General features: G+C 67.6%; 21 protein-coding genes, 1 tRNA gene and 1 pseudogene. 7 read left to right on the top strand and 16 right to left on the bottom strand.

All coding sequences use genetic code 11. The features are described 5' to 3' along the window. Position 1: 1 nt before the first annotated feature. Complete coding sequence (locus BKA10_RS01725) at positions 2 to 340, bottom strand: hypothetical protein (RefSeq protein ID WP_183498321.1); 339 nt, start codon at positions 338 to 340, stop codon at positions 2 to 4. 157 nt (positions 341 to 497) lie between these two features. On the opposite strand from BKA10_RS01725, the gene BKA10_RS01720 reads away from it, so the two are divergent. Further along, positions 498 to 2303: an SLC13 family permease gene (locus tag BKA10_RS01720; protein ID WP_183498320.1), complete on the top strand. Its 1806-nt coding sequence runs from the start codon at positions 498 to 500 to the stop codon at positions 2301 to 2303. Here BKA10_RS01720 and BKA10_RS01715 read toward each other — a convergent pair. Genes BKA10_RS01715 through BKA10_RS01705 form a run of 3 tightly spaced genes read right to left on the bottom strand, consistent with a single transcriptional unit; the run spans position 2300 to position 6052 of the window. Continuing rightward, the gene (locus BKA10_RS01715) at positions 2300 to 3655 is read right to left on the bottom strand and encodes a DUF1254 domain-containing protein (protein WP_183498319.1); all 1356 of its coding nucleotides are present in this window, start codon (positions 3653 to 3655) and stop codon (positions 2300 to 2302) included. The two genes, BKA10_RS01720 and BKA10_RS01715, sit on opposite strands and share 4 nt — an antisense overlap. Further along, positions 3648 to 4604, bottom strand: a complete 957-nt coding sequence (locus BKA10_RS01710) for a DUF1254 domain-containing protein (RefSeq protein WP_183498318.1) — start codon at positions 4602 to 4604, stop codon at positions 3648 to 3650. The genes BKA10_RS01715 and BKA10_RS01710 overlap by 8 nt, the downstream gene beginning before the upstream one ends. Positions 4605 to 4621: 17 nt before the next feature. Next, on the bottom strand, positions 4622 to 6052 hold the full coding sequence (locus BKA10_RS01705) for a DUF1254 domain-containing protein (RefSeq protein ID WP_183498317.1): 1431 nt from the start codon (positions 6050 to 6052) through the stop codon (positions 4622 to 4624). A 235-nt stretch (positions 6053 to 6287) separates the two neighbouring features. On the opposite strand from BKA10_RS01705, the gene BKA10_RS16550 reads away from it, so the two are divergent. Beyond that, on the top strand, positions 6288 to 6410 hold the full coding sequence (locus tag BKA10_RS16550; RefSeq protein ID WP_277816561.1) for a hypothetical protein: 123 nt from the start codon (positions 6288 to 6290) through the stop codon (positions 6408 to 6410). Positions 6411 to 6462: 52 nt separating this feature from the next. Here BKA10_RS16550 and BKA10_RS01700 read toward each other — a convergent pair whose 3' ends face one another. The 3 genes from BKA10_RS01700 to BKA10_RS01690 all read right to left on the bottom strand — a co-directional run bounded on the left by BKA10_RS01700 (position 6463) and on the right by BKA10_RS01690 (position 9123). Then, complete coding sequence (locus BKA10_RS01700) at positions 6463 to 6888, bottom strand: OST-HTH/LOTUS domain-containing protein (protein ID WP_183498316.1); 426 nt, start codon at positions 6886 to 6888, stop codon at positions 6463 to 6465. A gap of 143 nt (positions 6889 to 7031) precedes the next feature. Next, positions 7032 to 8495: a protein adenylyltransferase SelO gene (locus tag BKA10_RS01695; protein WP_183498315.1), complete on the bottom strand. Its 1464-nt coding sequence runs from the start codon at positions 8493 to 8495 to the stop codon at positions 7032 to 7034. Positions 8496 to 8598: 103 nt separating this feature from the next. Continuing rightward, a complete protein-coding gene (locus BKA10_RS01690) occupies positions 8599 to 9123 on the bottom strand; it encodes a GNAT family N-acetyltransferase (protein WP_183498314.1) in 525 nt (174 codons plus the stop codon). A gap of 46 nt (positions 9124 to 9169) precedes the next feature. Here BKA10_RS01690 and BKA10_RS01685 point away from each other — a divergent pair, with 46 nt between their 5' ends. Together BKA10_RS01685 and BKA10_RS01680 are read left to right on the top strand one after the other, a co-directional pair. Beyond that, positions 9170 to 9286 carry a helix-turn-helix domain-containing protein gene (locus BKA10_RS01685; protein ID WP_372491421.1) on the top strand — a complete coding sequence of 39 codons (117 nt, stop codon included), beginning with the start codon at positions 9170 to 9172 and terminating at the stop codon, positions 9284 to 9286. Positions 9287 to 9557: 271 nt separating this feature from the next. After that, positions 9558 to 9995 carry a VOC family protein gene (locus BKA10_RS01680; protein ID WP_183498312.1) on the top strand — a complete coding sequence of 146 codons (438 nt, stop codon included), beginning with the start codon at positions 9558 to 9560 and terminating at the stop codon, positions 9993 to 9995. A 621-nt stretch (positions 9996 to 10616) separates the two neighbouring features. Here BKA10_RS01680 and BKA10_RS01675 read toward each other — a convergent pair. Beyond that, the gene (locus BKA10_RS01675; protein ID WP_183498311.1) at positions 10617 to 11552 is read right to left on the bottom strand and encodes an NAD(P)-dependent oxidoreductase; all 936 of its coding nucleotides are present in this window, start codon (positions 11550 to 11552) and stop codon (positions 10617 to 10619) included. A 420-nt stretch (positions 11553 to 11972) separates the two neighbouring features. Between BKA10_RS01675 and BKA10_RS01670 the strand changes: the two genes are divergently transcribed. Together BKA10_RS01670 and BKA10_RS01665 are read left to right on the top strand one after the other, a co-directional pair. Then, positions 11973 to 12545, top strand: coding sequence for a hypothetical protein (locus tag BKA10_RS01670; protein WP_183498310.1), 573 nt, complete (start codon positions 11973 to 11975; stop codon positions 12543 to 12545). 24 nt (positions 12546 to 12569) lie between these two features. Beyond that, positions 12570 to 12959: a barstar family protein gene (locus BKA10_RS01665; protein ID WP_183498309.1), complete on the top strand. Its 390-nt coding sequence runs from the start codon at positions 12570 to 12572 to the stop codon at positions 12957 to 12959. 44 nt (positions 12960 to 13003) lie between these two features. On the opposite strand, the pseudogene BKA10_RS01660 reads toward BKA10_RS01665, so the two are convergent. From BKA10_RS01660 to BKA10_RS01625, 8 genes and pseudogenes are all read right to left on the bottom strand, one after another. After that, positions 13004 to 13486 (bottom strand): annotated as a pseudogene (locus BKA10_RS01660) (FBP domain-containing protein). A gap of 405 nt (positions 13487 to 13891) precedes the next feature. Continuing rightward, positions 13892 to 14578: an ATP-binding cassette domain-containing protein gene (locus BKA10_RS01655; protein WP_183498308.1), complete on the bottom strand. Its 687-nt coding sequence runs from the start codon at positions 14576 to 14578 to the stop codon at positions 13892 to 13894. Next, positions 14575 to 16275 carry a branched-chain amino acid ABC transporter ATP-binding protein/permease gene (locus BKA10_RS01650; protein WP_241740111.1) on the bottom strand — a complete coding sequence of 567 codons (1701 nt, stop codon included), beginning with the start codon at positions 16273 to 16275 and terminating at the stop codon, positions 14575 to 14577. Before BKA10_RS01650 ends, BKA10_RS01655 begins: the two co-directional genes overlap by 4 nt. After that, positions 16275 to 17507, bottom strand: coding sequence for an ABC transporter substrate-binding protein (locus tag BKA10_RS01645; RefSeq protein ID WP_183498306.1), 1233 nt, complete (start codon positions 17505 to 17507; stop codon positions 16275 to 16277). Before BKA10_RS01645 ends, BKA10_RS01650 begins: the two co-directional genes overlap by 1 nt. Beyond that, positions 17477 to 18358 carry a branched-chain amino acid ABC transporter permease gene (locus tag BKA10_RS01640; RefSeq protein ID WP_183498305.1) on the bottom strand — a complete coding sequence of 294 codons (882 nt, stop codon included), beginning with the start codon at positions 18356 to 18358 and terminating at the stop codon, positions 17477 to 17479. Before BKA10_RS01640 ends, BKA10_RS01645 begins: the two co-directional genes overlap by 31 nt. A gap of 4 nt (positions 18359 to 18362) precedes the next feature. Continuing rightward, positions 18363 to 19763 (bottom strand): amidase, encoded by a 1401-nt coding sequence (locus BKA10_RS01635; RefSeq protein ID WP_183498304.1) that lies wholly within the window; start codon positions 19761 to 19763, stop codon positions 18363 to 18365. 87 nt (positions 19764 to 19850) lie between these two features. Continuing rightward, a complete protein-coding gene (locus BKA10_RS01630) occupies positions 19851 to 20441 on the bottom strand; it encodes a TetR/AcrR family transcriptional regulator (RefSeq protein WP_183498303.1) in 591 nt (196 codons plus the stop codon). 180 nt (positions 20442 to 20621) lie between these two features. After that, a tRNA-Arg gene (locus tag BKA10_RS01625) sits at positions 20622 to 20694 on the bottom strand. A 76-nt stretch (positions 20695 to 20770) separates the two neighbouring features. On the opposite strand from BKA10_RS01625, the gene BKA10_RS01620 reads away from it, so the two are divergent. Beyond that, positions 20771 to 22558 (top strand): HNH endonuclease signature motif containing protein, encoded by a 1788-nt coding sequence (locus tag BKA10_RS01620; RefSeq protein ID WP_183498302.1) that lies wholly within the window; start codon positions 20771 to 20773, stop codon positions 22556 to 22558. The last annotated feature ends 68 nt before the right edge of the window (positions 22559 to 22626 follow it).

The raw sequence follows: 22626 nt of genomic DNA, 5'->3' as shown, positions 1-22626 counted from the left end.
GTCAGGCTGCCCGGTGCAGTACGGCAGTGTGCGCGACGACGTGCACACCCGTGGAGCTGATCCGGCTGGTGACGATCGACAGCACCTCGAGCGCGTCCAGCGTGCTCGACGCGACCGAGCCCTGCCGAGCCGTCTCAGCACCGTCGACGAGGGTGTGGAAGGCAACCAGCCGGAACGTGGCTCCGGGGGTCTGGGCCCGAAGCTCCTGTACGGCGACCGCGAGCGCCGTGGGAAGCGATCCTTCGTCCGCCGTTACGGCTGACGGCGTCCGCGCCCATCGCGTGACCAAGTCCAGATCGGACGGCTCTTCATCGATGTACGCGTCGTCTTGCATGGTCACAGCTGCCCCAGTCTGTCGCCAGATGCGGCGTCGTTGCCGCGTGCCACCCGCTCTTGCGGAGCAGGCTACCATGCGGGTCGCGCTCGCGCTGGGCTCCCCGCGTGCACGACCGAACCGGGGTCGCTACGCTCGGATCGGACGGGTGAGGGGCGATCGGATGACACTGGATCTGGCGATCGTACTCGTGCTGCTGGTCGCCGCGATCGTCATGTTCGCGATCGGCAAGCCCCGCATGGACGTGGTGGCTGTCGTGATGATCGTGGCGCTGCCGCTCACCGGCATCCTGAGCCTCAGCGAGACGTTCGCGGGGTTCGCCGACCCGAACGTGGTGCTCATCGCCGCGCTGTTCGTCGTGGGTGAGGGGCTCTCGCGCACCGGGGTCACCTATCGCATGGGCGACTGGCTGGCCCGCACCGCCGGCACGAACCAGGCGCGGCTCATTGTGCTGCTCATGCTGTCGGTCGCGCTGCTGGGCGCGATCATGAGCTCGACCGGGGTGGTGGCGATCTTCATCCCGGTGGCGCTGAGCATCGCCACGCGCACCGGCATCTCGCCACGACAGCTGATGATGCCGATCAGCCTCGCGGGGCTCATCAGCGGCATGCTCACCCTCATCGCGACGACCCCGAACCTGATAGCGGATGCCGAGCTGACGCGCAGCGGGTTCGATGGGCTCGGGTTCTTCAGCTTCACCCCGATCGGTCTCGTGATCCTCGCACTCGGCATCGGCTACATGCTGTTCGCCCGGCGACTGCTCGGCGACGGTGGTACCAAGCGGCCCCCACGGCGCACGTTCGACTCGCTGCTGGTCGACTACGACGTCGACGTGCGCACCCACCGCTATCGGGTGGGGTCGCGTTCGCCGCTGTCCGGCGAGACGACCGCCGACATCGACATGGGCAGCTGGCGTGCCCGGGTGCTGATGATCGCGCGCAACCGGCTCTTCCGGCCGACCGTCCGCACATCCGCCGACGCCACACAGGTCAAGCGCGGCGACGTGCTGTACATCGACGCCGCGATCCCCGACGCCCAGCTCGAGAAGTTCGACCTCACCCGGCTGGAGCCGACCGAGGAGTTCTTTGACTCGTACTCCCGGCAGCTGGGGCTGGCGGAAATCCTGATCGGGCCCGATTCGATCGCCGCAGGCAAGACGCTGCGCGAGATGCGGTTCCATGCGACGTATGACCTCGTCGTCCTCGGCGTGCGGCACTCCGGGCACAACGTCACCGGCGAGTACGTGACCGCGCCGCTCGCGATCGGCGACACGCTGCTGGCGTCGGGGGCGTGGGACGCGTTCGAGAAGCTCAGTACCCGCGACCACGGGTTCATCGTGCTCGACCTGCCGGCCGAGGTCAGCGAGGTCGCCCCGGCCGCCAACCAGGCGCCGTTCGCGCTCGCGAGCGTCGCGGTCATGGTGGTGCTCATGGTCACCGGCATCGTGCCGAACGTGATCGCGGCGCTCATCGCCTGCCTGCTGCTGGGCATCTTCCGGTGCGTCGACATGGCCAGCGCCTATCGGGCCATCCACTGGCCGACGATCCTGCTGATCGTGGGCATGCTGCCGTTTGCGACGGCGCTCCAGCAGACCGGCGGCATCGACCTGGTCGTCGATGGGCTGTTCGCCGTGCTCGGCGGCGCCGGACCGTCCGTGATGCTGGCCGGCATCTTCGTGATCACCGCCGTCATCGGGCTGTTCGTCTCGAACACCGCGACAGCGGTGCTCATGGCGCCGATCGCGATCAGCACGGCGGCGCAGCTCGAGATGTCGCCGTATCCGTTCGTGATGATGGTGATCCTCGCCGCCTCGGCGGCCTTCATGACACCGGTCTCCTCACCGGTGAACACGCTGGTGGTCGAGCCCGGCCGGTACAGCTTCGGCGACTTCGTCAAAGTGGGTGTGCCGTTCACCGTCGTCGTGCTGATCGTGAGCGTGCTGCTCGTGCCCGTGCTGTTCCCGCTTTAGTGCTCGATCCGCTGCCGCGCCACGCGCGTGATGGCCGGCGTCTCGTACGTTCCGTCGAGCACTTCGGGGCCGGGTTCGTACATGCGCAGGACCGGGCGGAAGTCGCCGGCCGGTGCCGGGAGCCAGTTCGCGCGTGCCGTGGCATCCGCCGGCTCGGTGTGGCTGATCGTGATCACGAGCGATCCGTCGTCCTCGTGCACGATGCCGGCCGTCCGATCGCCGATCGAGTAGCGGTCGATGGGGTTGTCGACCATGAAGAAGTTCGGCACGTCGTACATCGTGAGCGACCAGAACGCGCCGACAGGCGGCGTGGGCTTCAGGTGCAGGGTGTAGGTGCGCGAGCCGGTGAGCTGCTCCCCCTGGTCGTCGACGTACGTCATGATGTACGCCGCCTCGTACGCGTGGTTGCCCCAGAGGCCGCCGGCGGCGGCAGCGGCCCGCTCGACGATCCGCATCTTCGGGTCGGTGATCTGGAAGCCGGGATCGTCCAGGGCACCGACCTGGAAATAGTCGAGGTTGTAGTCGAACGCGTGGAACGTCAGTTTCCAGCCGTTGACGACCGGGCTGGTGCCGCCCGAATGGAGAACCTTCTGCAGGATCGCCTGGCCGCGGGCGTGCGCCTCGGTCACAGCTTCGGTCACCGGGGCATCGGCCGAGCCCACCGACCGGGCGGGGTCGTTGAGGCCCAGCGGCGTGAGGCTCTCCTGCAGCGCGCGGTCGCGCTCGGGGCCGGGGAACGCCTGGCTCCACAGTCGCAGCTTGTCGAAGAAGACGAGCGCCTCCGAGCCGGAGTCGTCGGGCTGCGGGATGCCGGCGGGCAGGGCCTGCGGGTCGAGCGGCGTCAGGGTGGTCGCATCCTGGAGCGCAGCGACCGCCGCCAGATCATCGGCGCCGCTGCAGGCCCAGCGTCCGACGATCGACGCCACACGCGTGGGGAACTCGATGACGGTCGCGCCGGCCGGCGCATCGCCTGCCCACCCGGCCGGGACGAGCAGGAAGTCGCCGGCGGCCGTGCCGGTGGCGCGGTGGCCGACATAGGCGAAGTTGTTCGTCCACGCGTCGACGAACTGCAGCACGTAGTAGCGCCCGGCCGTGTCGGGCACGCGCAGCAGCACGGGACCCACGCTGAGGTCGAGCTGCGCCATCGAGTAGACCGTGTCGTTGTTGATGGTGACGAACGTGTCGGCCGGCCCGGCCATGGTGCGGGCATGACTGAAGGAGTTGAACGGGGCCGCCGCGTTGGCGCCGACGCCGTCGTTCACATAGCGCTGCACCTGATCGAGGTTGAAGACGAGCGGGAACCCGTACAGGTACGCCTCGGTGGCCAGTTCCGTCAGCGTGGTGTCAGGCATCGACGGCTCCGATCGATTCGATTTCGGGGACAGGCCAGGACGTGAGCTCTTCGAGCCGCGGACGGTAGAGCCGGATGAGCAGATTCCAGCCCTCCGGGGTCGCGATGGTGTTGGGCTCGTCGTCATCGAAGTCGCCGAACCGGACGGTCATCGAACCGTCGTCGTTGCGGACGCCGAACACGTTGTTGACGTTCGTCACCCCGGACGGCCCGGGTTCGAAGTACCCGTCGGCGTTGTAGACGCTCACCGAGTAGAACGCGTCGGCGGGCACATCGCGGAACGTGATCCGGTACCGGCCGGGCGCAGCTTTGGGGAAGATCGAGACGTACTGTGCCTCGTCGTCGGGCAGGCCGCCCCAGCCGGAGGCCGTGCCGAGCAGGTGATGGACGGAATCGACTTCGTCGCGGCTGCCGAAGCTGCGCGAATAGCCGGGCAGCCCGGCGGCGAGGGTGAGCAGGGCGTCGCGGGTCGTCTTGTGGCTCGGTCCGTCGAACGTCCGCGGCTGGAACGGCCGCGAGGAGCGTGCGGTCAGGATCATCCCGTCCTGGACTTTGTGTGCCTCGGCGATGTCGTCGGCATCGTCCGGGTTGAAGAGGGTGCGCGCGGCGAGCACGATGTAGTCCGAGCCGAGTTCATCGACGGTCAGCTCGTAGGTGCCCGGATCGTGGAGCACCCGGTTGATGTAATGATCCTGGTTGATGAGCATGACCGAGACGTAGCGGTCGCCGGCATCGGGCACCACGAACGTAGCGCCGTCCGAGATGTCGACGATCGCCACGGAGTAGAGGGTGTCACGGTTCTGCCGTATCACCGTCTGGTTGTCGAGCGGCCCCAGAGTGCGGTCATGGTAGATCGCATTCACCTCGCCCGTGAGCTTCAGGAGGCCCGACATCATGGCATCCGTCTCAGCCCGCACGAAGTTGTCCACGTTCACGATCGGCTCTGCCATGTGCCGTCTCCCCGTCGTCATGAGGCGATCCGCTCGATCTCGCCGGGGCGCCAGGTCTGGTCGAACCAGGGCTCGAGAGGCCCGTAGAGCCGGAGCATGACGAACCACCCCTTGCCCGGCACGGTCTCCAGCCAGTTCTGCTCGCCCTCACCGCGCTCAGGCGAGAAGTGGATGACGGTGTCGCCGCCCGGCTCGGCAGGAATCTCGCCCGAGAAGCTGTTGATGGACGGCCACGGGTTCGAGGTCTGCAGCAGCGAACGGGTCTGCGGATCGTAGATGTCGATCGACCAGAACGTCTTCGCCGGGATGCCCGCCGGCAGCCGCAGCGTGTAGTGGTTGCCACCGTCGAGCCACGCGCCGGTCGAGTCCTCCGCCGTGTACGCGTACTGCGAGCCGACGCCGACACGGGCGATGGCCATTGCGGGCGTGATGCCCGTGGCGACGTACTGCATGAGCGCGCGCGAGTCGAGCAGTCGCACGCCGTCGCGGAGGAAGTCGTAGCTGCCCCCGAGCAGCGGGGACTTCCACGACCCGTCCGGGTAGTAGTAGACGCTGCGGTCGCGCGGCTTGTAGGTCAGGCTGCGGGCGATCGCGCCGCCGATGTGAGCACCGGCATCCAGATTCCCCTGCATCCGCTCGTCGGGTGAGAACGGGGTTCCCTTCACGATCCCCAGCGCGGCGATCTGTCCCGCCCGCTCGGGGTCGAGGCATCCGATCGGCTCTTCCTGCACGATCGTGTCGATCTCGGCGTAGAACGAGCGGTCATTCGCATGCACGCCGAGAAAGCTCGCCCCCGCCATGTCGATGAACTCCATCTCGGGCGGGTGCTCGGCATCGGCGAGCGCGTAGATGCGCGTGGTGAGCAGGTCGTCGACGCCGCCGAGTGCGCGGATGACGAGCCAGTTCGAGTACGTCGTCGACTGCCGCACGTAGTACCCGTCGGGCACGTCGCCGTCGTAGCCGGGCGGCAGGAAGAGGTATTTGCCGCCGGCACCGCGGTCTTCGCCTGCGTTGCCCATGTCGCTCACGTACCGCTGCCAGATGTCGTCGACGAACGACAGCGAGTTCGGCGGCACCTCGACCACGACCGGACCGGCGCTGAGATCGATGAAGTTGGTGCCGTACGCGGTGACCGTGTTGGCGGTCAGCACGATCTGGGCCGAGTCGGCCTTGGGATCGGTGTAGATGAGCTTGTGGTTGGCATCACCGCCGATGCTGCGGAATCCGTTGCGCATCGCCACCATCGATGCACCCGGCATCGCATTCAGGAACACGTCGACCGCACGGATGAGATCCAGCGAGTCCCACGCCTTGGTGACGGTGTCGGGCAGCGGCATCCCATCGAAGAACTCGAACGCACCCAGTGGCGTCTCGACCTTCGCCGGGGTGCTCACCGCGGCCAGCGCCTCCGCCGACACCTCCGCCGAGACAGCCTGCTTATTCGACATCCGGACCTCTTCCTGCGCGACGATTCTCATCGTGGCAGGCGAAGCGCTCGACGCCAAGTCGCGTCGGCTGCCCGCTACGCGGAGGGGTCCTCCGCCGCCCACTTCCACGTGCGCGGGTGACCCCCGACGAGCCAGGCGATCGTACCGACCAGGGGGCCGTCGACTTGCTTTCGTATGGCGTTGGGATATGGTCACTCGGATACCCGCCAGCTGACGAAGGGAAGCGAGTATCACCATGGCCAGAGACACCGGAGCGAAGAAGAGCGCGAAGAAGGCGCCGCAGATGACCCTGAAGGAGAAGCGCGCTCAGAAGCGTGCCACTGACGACGGATCGTTCATCAAGCCGCGCAAGGGCTGAGTCCTTCCGGCCGAGCGCTGGCGACGCGCATACGGCGGCGCTGGCGGTCTCGCTATTTTGCCTTGTTCTGTATCTGGAGGCCGCCAGAAGGCCGCGGCTCGATGCCGAACAGCCCGATCGTCCGCACCAGATCGGAAAGTTTCGCATACCCCCAGTTACGAGGGTCGAAGTCAGGTTGCTGTTTTCGCATCAGCGACCCCACAACGGCGAGGTTCGCCCAGCCGTCCTCGCCCGACGCCGACGCAACAGCCGCACGGAGCCCCGCGACAAGCTTCGTGTCCTGACGAAGCGTCGGACTCGCCGCACGCGCCAGCGGCGCCGTGACAGGCTCGTCCTCTGCCTCGACAAGCACCTCGAGGTAGGTGAAGGTGTCGCACGCGTTGCGAAACGACTCGGGAGTTTTGCGCTCTCCGAATCCGTAGACGGTCACACCCTCCTCGCGGATGCGAGTTGCGAGGCGAGTGAAGTCCCAGGGCATTTCGTCGAGATCCGGGGGCTCGGGGTGTCGCGAACCCCGAGCCCCCCTGCCGCTCACGCGAACGAGCACCCCTCACTTGTCGCGACGTACTCGTGCGTGTCGCCCGCCGACCGGTGCCAGAACCCGTCCTCGACCTCGCGGGCTCAGGTTCCGCAGTAGGTCCGGTACGCGCCGAAGGAATCGGGGGCGGCTGCGGCGTAGCGCTCCAGGCCGGGGCGTTCGTCGTAGGGAGCGGTGACGGCGTCGAGGAGGCGTTCGAACGGGCCCATGTCCCCCGCGGTGGCGGCATCCAGTGCCTCTTCGACAAGGTGATTGCGGGGGATGTAGACCGGGTTCGCGGCATCCATCGCCTGGGGGTCAGGGTCGAGCGCTCTCCACCGCTGCGCCCAGGCGTCGAAGGCTGCCAGGTCGAGGAACAGACCACGCGCACGTTCTCCATCGCCGTCGACCGCCGTGCTCAGCGCACGGAAGAACGATGTGTAGTCGACTCGGCTTGGCGCCATCAGGGCGACCAGGTCTGCGATCAGCGGGGCGGTCACCGTTTCGGCAAGCGTGTCGCCGAGGCCCAGCTTGGCGAGCATCCCCGCCGACCAGGCGGCGTTGTATTGCGGACGGAAGGCTCCGAGCGCCTTCCCGGCGAGAGTGACCGCTTCGTCGGGTTCGTCGTGCAGCACGGGGAGGAGAGCTTCCGCAAGGCGCACCAGGTTCCACTCGGCGACCGGGGGCTGGTTGCCGAATGCATAGCGTCCGCCGGTGTCGATGGAACTGTAGACGGCGGCGGGGTCGAAGGCGTCCATGAACGCACACGGCCCGTAATCGATCGTCTCCCCCGAGATGGTCATGTTGTCGGTGTTCATCACCCCGTGGACGAAGCCGACCAGCATCCATTGGGCAACCAACGACGCCTGAGCGGCGACCACCGCTTCGAGGAGCGCCAGCGCAGGGTTGTCCATGCCGGACAGCTGAGGGTAGTGACGGTCGAGGGCGTGCGAAGTGAGGCGGCGCAGAAGACCCACATCGCCGGTAGAGGCGGCGTACTGGAAGCTGCCCACGCGCAGATGACTGGATGCCACGCGTGTGAGCACTGCGCCCGGCAGCATCGTCTCGCGAGGCACGGTACGGCCGGTCGCGGTGACCGCCAGCGAACGCGTCGTCGGCACACCGAGCGCATCCATCGCCTCGCTCACGACATACTCCCGAAGCATCGGACCGAGCACCGCCAGTCCGTCGCCCGCGCGAGCGAACGGCGTGCGCCCTGACCCCTTGAGGTGGATGTCGCGAAGCCGGCCGTGCGCGTCGACGACCTCGCCGAGAAGGAGGGCCCGCCCGTCGCCCAGCAGCGGCGAGTAGCCGCCGAACTGATGCCCGGCATATGCCTGCGCCACCGGTGCCGCTCCGTCAGGAATCAGGTTGCCGATGAGAAGCCGCACACCGTCGCCGGTTCGCAAGTAGGCCGGGCTCCACCCCAGCTCCGCCGCCAAAGGCTCGTTCAGAATCATCAGGCGCGGCTCGAGAGACTCTTGCGCCTGCCACGCGACGGCCAACTCCGGAAGGTCCCGAGCGAACTGGCTTCCCAGAGTCACGCTCACTTGCACCGCGCCACTCATGCGAACAACATAACTCCGCGCCGGACCAGCGAGGGCCGCCGGGCGCCGATGTCAGCTTCACCATTGCCCGGCAACGATCCCGCAGCGTCCAGAGGAACCGTGCTCAGAGCGCGAGAGCGAAGCAGAGCGAGTCCGGCATCGTCGCCACGTATGGCTCGTACACCGCGATCGGCGTGAACCCGAACGAGCGGTAGAGCGCGACCGACTCGGGTTGTGCCGGACCCGTCTGCAGGATGATGCGTGTGGCGCCGTCCGCGCGGGCACTGTCGATCACGGCCTGCACGAGCCGGCGCCCAGCGCCGGTGCCGCGAGCTTCGACCGCGACGATCAGCCGTTTGAGTTCCCACTCGGCACCGAGGCGGCGCAGAATCACGTGGCCGACGGCGTGGCCGTCGTCGGTGACGGCGAGCAGCGTCGCGACGAGCTGATCGGAGTGCACGCGCAACGCGTCGGCGCGCGCGGCCGAGACGGCGGGCGACTCGGGCTCGGCGCTGAGGTAGCGCACGTTCAGTTCCTCGTCGAGCGCGTCGCGCAGCAGCGCTGCCCGCGGATCGTCGTGCGGCACCGCCACGATCTCAACGCGACGAGCGAGCGCTGCAGCATCTGACAGCGGGGAGTTCTCGGGCATCGTTACAGCCTAAATGCCCGCCTGCGCACTCGCAGCGGGTGGCTGGATGCCGAAGAACGGCCGTGCGAAGTCCGTCTGGTTCTCGACGCTCGACGCGATCTGCCGTGTGCTCGACTGCCAGTCCGGAGACATCCTGCGAGGGGTGCCCGCCCTGCGGCCGTGACCCGCCAGTCCGAGACTCCTTCAGGCTGATGGAACGTGGATGCCGAGATCACATCCGTTCCACTCGATGACTCCCCCATTGCGAACTCCTTCCCGATCGCCGACGGAGTCTGCTCCGTCGGCGGGAGCGGACTGATGCGAGCCCCACGGTACGCCGGAGCCGGCGGACGCGGGATGGCCGCTCCCCCGAGCGCTGCGCCCGCCACACGATCCGTATTCGTGCGGTCAGAGCCGCCTTGTCGGTCTCGACACCGCTCGGTATTGTCCGGAACATGGCGATCAAGCTGGAGAACGTGGGGATCGCGGTCCGCGACCTCGAGGCGACGATCGCATTCTTCACCGATCTGGGCCTCGAGGTGGTCGGCCGCGACACGATCAGCGGTGACTGGGCTGACATGGCTGTCGGTCTGGACGGGAATCACGCGAAGATCGCCGTGCTCACGACTCCGGATGGCGCCGGTCAGCTCGAGCTGTTCGAGTACTTGCACCCCGACGCGATCGAAACGGAGCCCACTCTCCCCAACGAGATCGGCATGCACCGCGTCGCGTTCTCCGTTGACGACATCGATGCGGCACTCGAGGTAGCTGCGCGTCACGGCTGTTATCCCCTGCGCGGCGTGGCCACGTACCGCGACGTCTACAAGCTCACCTACCTACGCGGCCCCAGCGGCATCCTCGTCATGCTGGCCCAGGAGCTGACGAAGCACTGACAACAGCACTGCGTCGGTAGTGAGTCTGGCCGCGGGGCGTAGACGCCTGCATGGGGACGAACGTTGTCGATCCGTCGTCAGCCGTTGTTGGACACGGCGCGGGACGATTCCGTCTTACTTCAACTGCAAGAGCGGTCCGGCGTTCGTCTCCCGGACCGTGCTCAAGGTATACGCGCCTGACGTACTGAGTCGTTACTCGTTGCTGCACACGCGCTGCGGGTCGAAATGCCGAGGACAATACGGATTTGCCGCGCGATCGCCCATCCATCGACGGTCGGCAGGATGCCGCATCGAGATCACCGATAGGCGAACGCCGGGCCACTTCACAGGTGCGCGCGATACGCTGGTCGGGATAGGCGAACTTCTCATTCGTCTCGCCCCGGCTGTGTGGTAACAGTCGGGGCTTTCTCTTTGTGTGGAGTCATCAATGCGTCCAGGCCAACCGCAGGCGCACTCGCCCAGCGGCATTCGGAATCCTGCGAGGTGAGGTCGCCGCCGCGAAGCGGGTACGCACGCTGTGGGGGGCAGCAATCGTCCTCGCGATCGTCGGCATCGCCGCCGCACCAGCGCTCGACTTCTCCACGCGCATGTACGGGGCCTGAAGGGTCATCGCCCGGCCACTCAGCCGCCCGCACGCTCCTCGAGCATCTTCGCCACCAGCATCTCGCCGTCGACGGCTCCGTACCGGTCAAGCGCGTCGTGATGCAGCCGCTGGATCACCCGACCCACGTCGAACGGTGTCTGCCGATCATCGGCCAAGTCGCTGACGATGTCGATCTCGTCGATGCAGCGGTCGAGCCCGAACGACGCCGCGTAGTCCCCCACCCGAAGCCGCCCGGCATAATCGCGCACGAACGTGCTGTCGGCCGCGGAGCCTGTCACGAGGTCTTCGAACCACGCGGGGTCGTTCCCGAGCGCACGCCAGAGCAGCGCCGCCTCGGCATAAGCGGCGACCTGTGTGAACCACAGCTGGTTGATGAGCAGCTTCGCCGTGTACCCGCTCGCGACCGCAGGACCCGCATCGCGGATGCCACCGGGCCGCGCCAGCACCTGGAGCACCGGCTCACACCGCGCCCGGGCGGCGACATCCCCACCGACGAAGAACTCCAGCATCCCGGTCTCGGCGCTGCCGACTCCCCCGCCCATCGGAGCGCCGACCGCCCACACGCCACGAGACGAGGATTCGGATGCCGCGTGCTCGGCCACCCGCGGATCGTTGCTCGTCAGGTCGAGCCACCCCGCACCGGCACGCAGCCGTGCGATCGCCCCGTCGGCCCCGCTCATCACGCTCGCGAACTCGGGCGCGCCGGGCAGGACGGTGATCAGGATGTCGACGTCCGCGGCGAGCGCGTGAGCGTCCGGCGCCGCGACCGCACCGGCCTCCCCCGCCATCCGCACACGCTCGGGGTCGACGTCGAAGACCGCGGTCGCGAACCCGGCCCGCACGAGGTGCGCAGTGATCGGCAGGCCCATCTGCCCGAGCCCGATCACTCCGAGGCGCGGCAACCGCTCGGCGCCTGACACGGATGTCGGCGCGTCGTGTTCATGGTGAGCCATGGCACCAGTCTGAACCCCGCGCAGCCCGAGTCAGGTGAGGGATGCCAGTAGTGCACCGAGCGCAGGCGGTATGCGGTCCAGCGGAACGGCCTCGGCCAGCAGTCGCGCGTACCGGCGCTTGCACGCGCTCGAAGTCGCGGCGCTCTGCCGCGTCGACGAGCCCTACCAGCTGCTCGCCTACCAGCTGCTCAACCGCACGGCGAGCGCCCTTCGAGCCGCCCACCGGCAGGACGCGCGGCACCGGCATCCCGAGCCGCCTGGCCAGCGTCGTGACCGCGACGGCGTCGCTCTCGCCCTCCACCAGCACGACCGTCATGCTCTCTCCGTGAACTCCCTAGCCCCGTTCTGCTACTCCGCCGGGTCGAGGAACACTCCTACCCTGTCATCGTCGAGCACGAACGTCCCCGGTATGTTGAGCGCATGCGTCTGCGCTCAGGACTGGTCGTCGGTGTCACGCTGCTGGCCCTTGCACTGGCGGGGTGCGCGACCCCGGTCGCCTCCGTCACGAGTGAGCCCGGTGCGAACAGTCAGCCCGCCGTCGAACCCGACGACGCCGGCACCGATGCGGCGGCACGCGCGCAGGCAGAGGCGTGGCTGAATGCCGCCAACCTCCCGTCGGGTGCCGTGAGGTCCGATGAGACCATCGCCGGCTTCTCCTCCTACACCGGCTGGCCCTGTGGACCAATCGAGCAGATCGAGGCCTTCTGGACCATTCCGGATGCCACGGTCACCGGCACCGGCAACTGGCTGAGGGAGAATCCCACCGCGGATCTCATCTCGACCGCGGGGCCGTCTGTGCCAGATGATCCGGCGATCGATTCAACGAGCGTCGGCTTCATTCCCGCAGCGGACTCTCAAGAGGGAATCGTCTACACGATCATGAAAACCGAGGACGGCGTCGCGGTACGCGCGGAGATCGCGGCACTCACCGAGTCCGCCGTCTGCCCCACGCCCCCGGGTGGCGGGATGTGGGGCGCGCCGGGCCAGGGCTGAACTGTCCAGGACGATGATGAGTCCATGACGACCTTCACAATCGAGGGCGCGGCGGTGCACGACATCGCGTCGTTGTACAACGAGCTCGATCGGGTCTTCATGGCCGACGAGGATTGGCAGCTCGGCCCGAGCCTCGACGCGCTGAACGACCTGCTGCACGGCGGGTTCGGCGCACTGCACGGCCACGATGCGGTCCGGATCGTGTGGCGCGATCATGCCGCCAGCCGTCGCGCGCTCGGCCGAGAGACGACTGCGGAGTACTACCGCGAGAAGTTGCGGCACCCCGAGACGTTCTCGGCCGAGCGCTTCGAACCACTGCTCGACGCCGTCGAGGCCGGCACCGGCTCCACGTACTTCGACATCGTTCTCGAAGTGTTCGCCGACCACCCCGAGATCGAGTTGGTACTCGCCTAGGGGCAATCGAGCGTTGGCGACGCTGTGCGATGGATGCCGGCAGCTCAGCCGAGCCCGGCGATGAAACCGGCGACGTGCTCGCGCAGTCGCAACATCCGCATCTCGCGCGCGAGTTCGCGGTCGTATCCCTCATATGCGAGAGGTGGCAGTCGGCGGACGTTGGCCGAGCACCCGAAGTTCTGGCAGATGAGGGTGCCGATGGTGTTGCCGTTGCGGCCCGCGGTTCCGGCTTTGCGCGCGAAGAAGAACTGCACGTCGTTGCGCAGCGTCACGTCGTCGCACCACGAGCACTGGGCTCGGGCCGCGATGCGCTACTCACCGCGCTGCAGCAGAACGCCGACGACCCGGTCGTCGACCTCGGCGACGACGTAGGCGCGCTTGGGCAGCTTCGGGTCGAACCAGCCGAGGTAGTCGAGCGCGGAGAAGTCGATCTCGGCGAAGCCGGCGGGCAGGGTGAGGGAGGAGACCTCTTTGCGGGAGGCGTTGATGAAGGACGCACGAATCGTGCGCTCGTCGAGGGTGTGCATGATGATGCCTTCGGTGTCGGCGCGCTGGCGGCGCAGGTGAATGAGGAAGCCCCGCCGAATGCGGGTACGTCGACGCGCCGGTGACGGGAGTTCCGCCGCCGGCTGACTGTCAGCCTCTACCGCCGGCGCAGAGCGCGCCGACGATCACCTTCGAGAAATGCACCCGGCGATTCTACCCGCCAGGGCGGAAGCGGGGTCCAGCGGTCGCCCCGGCCGGCCCGCGTCGAGCGCGGTTGCCAATCCGCATCGCGGTTCTTGAATCGCCTGTAGGACCCCACACTCCATCGCACGCAGCGCGCGCCAGATGTCCTCGGCCCCGAACCACGTCCGCATGGCGGACTAGCTCGTGGGGAGGTCGAATTGCGTTGCGAAATGCGGACGCCGTCCCGGGCCGGCGACGCACTGTCAGACGACGAGGAAGTCGAGCAGTGCCTGGGGATCTTCGCGCACTACTGCCGCCGGCGAATCCAGCACGATCGCTCCCTTGTCCATCGCCAAGACCCGCGTGGCGAACTCCACGAGCGGCTGCGGCGATTGGTCCACCAGGACGATGACGACGCCAGCGCGCGCGATCTCATGGAACGCCGCCAGCACGTCGCGCACGAGCGAGGGCTGCAGCCCCTGTGAGAACTCGTCTACGAGGATCGCCTTCTCACCCGCCAGAATCGCGCGCGCGAGTCCTACCTGCTGCTTCTGCCCTCCGGAGAGATCCTGGGCGTTGACGTTCATGCGCTCCCGGATCACGGGAAACAGAGCTACGACATCCACCGGCGGCTGGTAACCACGACGGCGCGCCAGGGCGAGATTCTCCGCGACCGTCAGGCGCGGAAAGACGCCCCTGTCGTCGGGCAAGAATGACATCCCAGCGCGCGCGGCGAGGTCGGCACGGCCTGAGCGAAGCGGCGATCCGTCTAGGAGCACATCGCCGTCGATCGAGGGTAGGTGGCCGGCCAAAGTGCGCATCATCGTGGTTTTGCCCATGCCGTTGCGGCCAAGCAACGCCACCACTTCCCCGGCGGCAAGAGTCAGGTCCAGATGCGAGACGACGGGGATTCCGTCGTAGCCGGCCGCGAGGGCGTTCACCTCGATCACGTCACAACCCCCAAGTAGGCGTCCTTCACATCGTCTCGCGCAGTGATCTCCTCCATCGTCCCCTCTGCAAGAAAGCGTCCGTTCGCGAGCACCACGACGCGGTCCGCGAGCTCGCGCACGATGTCCATGTCGTGCTCGATTATCACCAGCGTCGCGCCCGTCTCGGTCGCGACCCTGCGTAGGAGCCGCGCCAATGCGACGGACTCCTCATGGGATAGGCCAGCGGCGGGCTCGTCCAGGATGATGACCTCCGGCCCCCACACCAGCACCATGGCGAGCTCGAGCGACCGACGGTCCGCCAGCGGCAGCTCTGCGGCCGACCGTGCGTCGTCGCGCTCGAACCGTGCAAGCGCTTCGGCGGTCTCGCGCGGCTGGAGCGCCTCACTATGGGCGAGGCGGAGGTTGTCGGCCGGAGAGAGCTCGGTGAAGACGCTCGGGATCTGGAACACCTTGCCCATACCCGCAAGGGCGCGACGGTGGATGCGCCACCGGGTCGCGTCGACGTCGAAGATTGCCACGGTACCGGCCGTCGGCGCGACATCTCCGGCGACGATGTTCAGCAGTGTGGTCTTGCCTGCGCCGTTCGGCCCGATGATGCAGAGCACCTCCCCTGTCGGGACCATGAGGTCGACCCCCAAGAGCACCTTGGTAGCACCGAACGACTTGCGGATGTCACGGGCCTGCACGGCGAACTCCGTCTTCGCGGGCAGCTTTCGCCGGAGAATCGCACCGGAAAGCCGCGCGTCCTGCCTCGCGGCGATGTGCGCGGGAATGCGCACGACGCGGCGCACGAGCCCGACGAGTCCGCCCGGGGCGAAGCGCACGACGACGAGGAAGATCACGCCGAGAACGAGCAGATACCACGAGCCGATCGCTTCACCGAGGTACTGCTGGCCCATCGTGACAATCACAGCTCCGGCGAAGGCACCGATGAGTGTGCCCCGGCCCCCGACGGCCAACCACACGAGCACCTGTGTGGAGAGCATGATGCCGCCAGCCGATGGCGAGACGAGGCCCATGACGGGAGCTGCGATCGCGCCCGCCGCAGCAGCCACCGCCGCGCTGACGACCAGCGCCGACAGCCGGGTGCCACGGACGTCGATGCCCAGGTGCGCCGCTCGATCCGGATTGAGATTGACGGCAAGGGCTCGGCGACCGAGGCGCCCGCGGAGCACGAAGAGCCAGACCACGGCAACGATCAGCACCACCAGGGCGGCTGTGGTGTAGTAGTCGGGAATGAGACCGCGGGAGCGCACGACGATGCCGTTGCTGCCGTTGGTGACATCCGACCAGGTGCGCGCTAGCTGTTCGAACAGCAACGTCAGCGCAAGAGTGAGGATCGCCATCGTGGAGGGCAGTGCGCGGCGGCCGAGTCCGGCGAGCCCGATGACGACTGCGACGCAGACCGCCACAAGGATGCCGCCCCCCGCGCCGACGACACCGGGCAGGCCCTGACGTTCCGCGATGGCCCAGCCGTACGCGCCCAGACCGAAAAACGCGGCGTGGCCGATGCTCACGATTCCTGTGCGCCCCCACGCGATGTCCAACCCGAACGCGAACAGACCGTAGACCAGCGCGAGCGTCAGCAGGGCGAGCGGGTACGGCGGCAAGATGAACGGTGCAAGCCCGAGCAGCCCTACCGCTGCGGCGAACACGAGGGCTCGCCGCAGCGGTAGGCGGGGTTCAACGGAGTGCATCACGAGCAATTGCGAGCCGTCGTGTCGTCGATCGGGTCAAGGACCTTGACGGTCGAGTAGACGCCGCCCTCGTCGATCTGCACGAGCACCATGTCGCTGCTGACGTAGTGGTTGTCCTCACGGAAGCCCAGATCACCCAGGAGCCCATCGAGCCGGATGGTCGACATCTGCTCGCTGATGGCCTCGGCGTCGTACCCACCGGCGGCGTTGACGGCGGCAGCGATGAAGCGCACTGCTTCGTACGAGGTCGCGGCGATCGCCGATATCGAGCCGTTGTCGCCGTGCTCCGCGCGGTAGGCCGCGACGAATGCCTCGTTGTCGGCTCCCGGCGTCTGATCGGAGTACTGCAGCGCCGTCGTGCGACCCTCCAGAATCGGACCGAGCGCGGCGTAGAACTCCTGCTGCGACGTGGTGCCGGTGACGCCGCGATCGGTGAGCAATCCGAATTGGTCGGCCTGAGTCATGAACGACACCGCGTCACCGCCGACGACAGCCGTCAGTATCCAGTCGGGGTCGGCATTGCTGAGCTTGCCGATCACCGGCTGCCAGTCGGCCGTTCCCAGGGGGCTGTACTCCTCTGCGACGACCTCGCCGCCGTTCTCGGTGATGATCTCGCTGGCGACCGCGTGGTACGTGTGAGGGAAGATGTAGTCGTTTCCGACCAGTCCCACGCGCGAACCATACTGCTCGATCATGTGCGGGATGAGGTCTTCGACCATCATGCGCTCGCTCGCACCGAAGGGCCAGAAGTGCGCGCTGCAGAACTCGACGGTGCCGTTGACGACGCTCGAGAACGGTACACCCGCCTCGGCGGCGACCGACCCCGCCGCGACGGACGTGTCACCGGCGATCGTCCCCAGAACGTAGTCCACATCGTTCTGGCGGATGAGCTGTTGTGTGACCTGGGTCGAGGTTGCGGCATCCGATTTGTCATCGACGACGACCAGCTCGATCGGGTGTCCGAGCACGCCGCCATCGGCGTTGACGGCTTCGATGCCGAGCTCGACGCCCATGACGAGCGAGTTGCCCTCGAGCGAGGCGACTCCGGTGGTGGGTGCGACGAGGCCGAGGCGGAAGGCGCGGTCCTGTGCGCCGTCGGCACCGTCACCGGCGTCGCCGGCGAACGATCCTCCACCGCAGGCGGAGAGCACCAACGTGGCGACGGCAAGTGCCGCGGCTCCGGTGGTTGTGCGGCGCCAGTTCAGGCGACGCGCTGTTGAGACGGCTTCCATAGTGTGAACCTCCAGTTGGGGCCTTGTGGCTGTAGGGCGATCAGGACGATGAGAGCAACGAAGAAGACGACGCCGGCGACCGTCTCGGGAAGGACCGTGCGCAGTCCGATGTCGAGTACAGCGACGACGAACGCGCCGAAGATCGGTCCGCCGATGCTGCCGGGACGTCCCAGCAGCACGGCGAAGAAGGTGGGCGCGAGCAGTGACACGCCCACCTGCGGGGTGATGCCGAGCATTGGGCTCTGTAGAGCGCCAGCGAGGACCGCAAGCGCCGTGCCGACGGCGAAGGTGCCGGTGACCATGGCGCCGGTCGGTATACCGAAACCGGCGGCCATCGCACGGTTGTCGATGGATGCGCGCAGCCGCAGTCCAAGGCTTGTCCGGTACATCACAAGCACGAGCCCCGCGAGGATGAGCAGCGAGACGGTCGCGCTGACCAGGCGGAAGGTCGGGTAGTCGACCCCGAGGATCTCCACGGTGCCGGTGATAGGTGCTGGCACCGACGCCGGAGTGGGACCGAAGATCGCCTCAGCGGTCTGGCGCAGGACGATGCCGGTGCCCCACATCGCCAGAAGCGTGGCAAGCATGCCGTGCTCATACAGACGGCTGAGCAGTCCTCGTTCGATGAGTGCACCCAGGACCAACCCCCCGATGACGGCGAGGAGCAGGCGGAGCGGGAAGGCCACGGGGGTCAGCACGACCATGAGGTAGGCGCCCACCATGGCCATGTCACCATGGGCCACGTTGACCACATTGAGCTGACCGAAGATGAGCCCGAGGCCCCACGCAAGCAGCGCGTAGAAGCCGAAGGCGGTGAACACCGACAGCGCGAAGAGGACAAAGGACTCCATCAGCTCACCACGCGAGTTCGGGGATGGGAAGTCGCTCCTGCAACCCCAGGGCGATGGCGAGCGTCTCGGCGTCGCTTTCGCCGGGTCCGACGACCGAGACGCCGACGGGTAGACCGGTGCGGCTGCCGACTCCCGCGGGGAGCGCGGCGACGGGGAAACCGGTGACGTTCCAGGTGGCGGTGAAGGCGGTGAGTGGATCGGTGCCGCCCATCGGGCGGCCCGCGTCGTACCCGTGCCCGCGCACGGGCGCGGTGGATGCCGCCGTCGGCTCGATGAGTGCGGCAATGCCGTTCTCGGCGAACCAGCGTTGCCAGGCGGCGGTGACGCCTGCCCGGCGCTGCTGAGCCGCCAGATAGACGTCAACGGCGATGGGCGGAAGGTCGTGGGCAAGGAACTCGCGCACGCTCGGTCGGTATTCGCTCGCGCGATCGGCGTACTGCGCGTGATACGTGCGCGCTTCGGCGAGGAAGATCGTGTCGTAGTCAGCCTTGGACAGATCCGTCGGTGCGGGGATGGTCACGACGGTCGCGCCCAGCTCCCACAACGCCGCGACGGCCCGCTCCAGACCATCGCGCACATCCGGTTCGAGGTCGACAGAATCGGGGCGATCGGTCACGGCCACCCGGACGCCGCGCAGGTCCGCCGCCCGCGGCGCGACAATTCCGGGGCGCGCGCCGACACCGAACGGGTCGCGGGAGCGCGGCGCGGCGGTGAGGACCTCGAGCGCGACAGCGCAGTCATCGATCGTGCGGGCGATGGGGCCGGCGTGGTCGAGCGTCGTGGACAGCGGGATGACGCCGTCGGTCGGCACACGGCCGAACGACGCCTTGAACGAGGAGACGCCGACGAGGGCCGCAGGGATTCGGAGGGAACCCGCCGTGTCGGTGCCGAGCGCCAAGGGCACCATGCCGGCGGCGATGGCAGCGCCGGAGCCTCCGCTGGAGCCCCCGGGGCTGTGGGCGAGATTCCACGGGTTGCCGACCTGGTCGGTGGTGCCGCCGGCGGCGAACTCGTGCGTGTGAGTGTGCCCCACGTAAACGGCACCGGCGTCGGACAGCGCCGACCACGCCGCGCTGTCCTGGTCCGCTGTCTCGTTTGCGCGGAGGCGGCTCGAAGCGGTGAGCGGCTTGCCCGCGACGGCGAACAGATCCTTGAGCCCGACGGGTATGCCCGCCAACAGCGAGGGATCACCCTGCGCTATGCGCCGATCCGCGGCATCTGCAGCTGTCAACGCGGCATCGCGATCAAGACGCGCCCACGCGTTGACAGCGTCCGGGCCGCCGTCGAAGTCGGGTTCGCCGCCGTTTCGCGCGCCGATCCTGTCGAAAGCGAGCTCCGTCAGTTCGCGCGAGCTGATGCTGCCGTCGCGTAGCTGTTCCGCCAGACGGCGGATTCCGGAATCCAACGGATGAGCAACATTGTTCAACACGTCTCGATAATGCGAGAGCCAGACAGTCCGTGCGACGGAAGTGAGGGAACTACCCCGTATCCGTCACAGTTGGGCAGATCGGTGCGGGTGATGCACGACGCGCAACAGTCGTTCCACATCGACTTGCGGTGCCACGAAGCCCCCGACGACGGTTGCCAGCATGGGAGTGCGGCGCTCCTTGTTACGGATAGAGCCGACGAGCTCGACCGCATCCCTGGGGTCGGCCCATCGGCGGACTGACCCCGACGCCCGGGCGGCGTTCCAGAGTGAGTCGAAGCGCGCGTCAAAGACCTCGCGCACGGGCGCGATCGCCGCCGGCGTCGTGCCGACCTTCAGCCCCGCGGCCACGATGAACTGCGCGTCGTCGCTGACGAGTCGCGAGAACCGGTCGAGCACGCGAGCGATGTCGAAGACCGCCGCACGGGGACTGCGCGAGCCGCGCGCCCACTCGCTCATGCGCTCCCAGCGATCCACCGAGATGCCGTCCACGAGGGCCTGTTTGTTCGGGAAGTGACGGTACAGCGTCGCCGAGCTGACGCCTGCACGATCGGCGATATCGCGCGCGCTGATGTCATCGGTGCCCGCCTGGGCGATGAGATCGCACGCGGCATCCAGCAACAGCACGCGATTCTGCTTGGCATCACTGCGCAGCATCGCGGACTCCCTCGTCGAAGTGTCAGTCACCATATCACCGACTCGTCGACTTCGATCCCGCGCCCGTCGCACCGGCAAGATCGACCTCCCTCCGCGCAGTCGACTCGGTTGAGTCACGTCAAGGTCGGGCACGACGAAATGAGCCCGGGCGAACCTGAGGTCGCGCCCGAAACTGTCCAATAGCCCTGGAGGGACTCGAACCCCCAACCGTTTGCTTAGGACGCAACTGCTCTTCCATTGAGCTACAGAGGCTGGCGTCACTCAGTCTATCTTCCACATTGGTTCGAATATTTCTTCCCATGTCGGCGATTGCGTGTTAGTATTTTTGTATGGTTAGCTCGACGGTGGTACAGGACCCGGTAGCGGCATCGTCCGCGGGGTCTGACTACGTCGATGCCTTCCTGGCCAGACTGTGCGAGGAGTACGAGGCACGCGGCGGTGTCATCATCGATTTCAAGTCCGGAGTCCAGGTGGATTTCGCTTCCAGTTTCGCAGCGGGTCACGACACGGCATCCGTGCCGGAGTCACCATTGGACTTCACCGACCTTGACGATGCCACCCCGCCGGGAGTCGGCCTGGAAGACCTCGTCCGATACGGGCGGGTGGCCGCGGCGCGGCAGGATCAGCGGATCAACGACCTGCTCACCGAAGCGGCGAACGACCCGTCGGCGTGGACGGATGTCGAGGGCAACTACCCGGCGGCGGTCGCGGGCCGCGGGATGTCGCTGACCGAGTATCAGCGGCACTGCCGCGACCTGGCCGTCAGCGCCGTGGCGCTCGACATTGCCGTGCGCACTCAGCTGTCCGAGGGCCAGGTGCACGCGCGCGCCAGTCGTGCGCAGGTGCTCGCGGCGCGATGCCCGCGACTATGGGCGGCATACCTGGCCGGAGACGTCCCCGAACAGAACGCGGCTTACGCCAAGACGCTGGTCGACGAGCTCCCTGCCGATCCGATCGCGTGGGCTGCGTTCGACGAGCAACTGGTCGACGCAGCAACCCGGCAGAACAGCGGGAAGTTCCGCTCCCGCGCCCGCAACGTCCGCGAGCGGGTGCACCCCGAATCGGTCAACGAGCGCCACGCTCGGGCTGCGAAGAACCGCGATGTGTGGGTCACGCCGGAGCTCGACGGCATCATGGAGATGATCCTGCGCGTTCCCGCCACCGCCGGCCACGCGATCGCCGACTACCTCGACATCCAGTCCCGGTACCTGGCCACCCTGCCCGGCGAGACCCGCACCCTTGCACAACTGCGCGCCGATATCTCCACCGATCTGCTGCTGAGCGGCTCCCTCGCCGCGCTCCCCGACGATATCGTCGATGCAGTCCGCGCCGCCGCCGCAGGTGGCAATGACGCCCGCGACGATGCGACCGACACCGCAGACGGTGCGGATGCGCCGGGTGACCCTGAGACGGACGCAGACACCGCAGACCTTGCGGAGGTGCTGAGCGGATCCGAGACCGGCGCAGACACCGCAGACGATGCGGATGCGCCGAGCGAACCCGACACCGACGCCCCAGGCGAGACCGAGGCGCCGGTCGGTGCGGCCGGGCCGAACGAGACTCTCCCGTCACTGAAGGGCATCACGCCGACGGTGCGGATCACGATCCCCGCCCTCGCCCTCCTCGGACACTCCGACGAACCGGCCACCTTGGACGGATACGGGCCGATCGACATCGAAACCGCCAAACGACTCGCCGGACGGGCGAAATCGTGGATACGGGTGCTCACTCACCCGGTCACCGGAACCATCCTCAACGTCGACCGCAAGACATACCGGGTTCCCGCCGACCTGCGCCGGTGGCTCGACACCCAGTACCCGACCTGCATCGCCCCAGGCTGCACCAGACCCGCGCACCGATGCGACATCGACCACCGCACACGCTGGGCCGATGGCGGCACCACCGACGCCGAAAACCTGTGTCCGCTGTGCGAACACCACCACATCATCAAGGACGAGACGCTCTGGCAGCTGATCCGCGACAAGGCGACCAGCCAGCTGTACTGGGTCAGCCCCACCGGATTCACCACTCGCGTCGACCCGCCCCTCGACACCGCCACGTCCACGCCCGCCGCCGACCCGGCAACCACCAAGTACGACGGACCGCCACCGTTCTGACGTACCCTCGAGGCCATGCCGCGACACGGTTCCGCGCCCTCCACCGAGCGCGCCTTGCGGGTACATCA

Origin of the sequence: Microbacterium invictum, assembly GCF_014197265.1 — a bacterium.
Lineage (GTDB): Bacteria > Actinomycetota > Actinomycetes > Actinomycetales > Microbacteriaceae > Microbacterium > Microbacterium invictum.
This window is presented reverse-complemented; position numbering and strand designations above follow the sequence as displayed.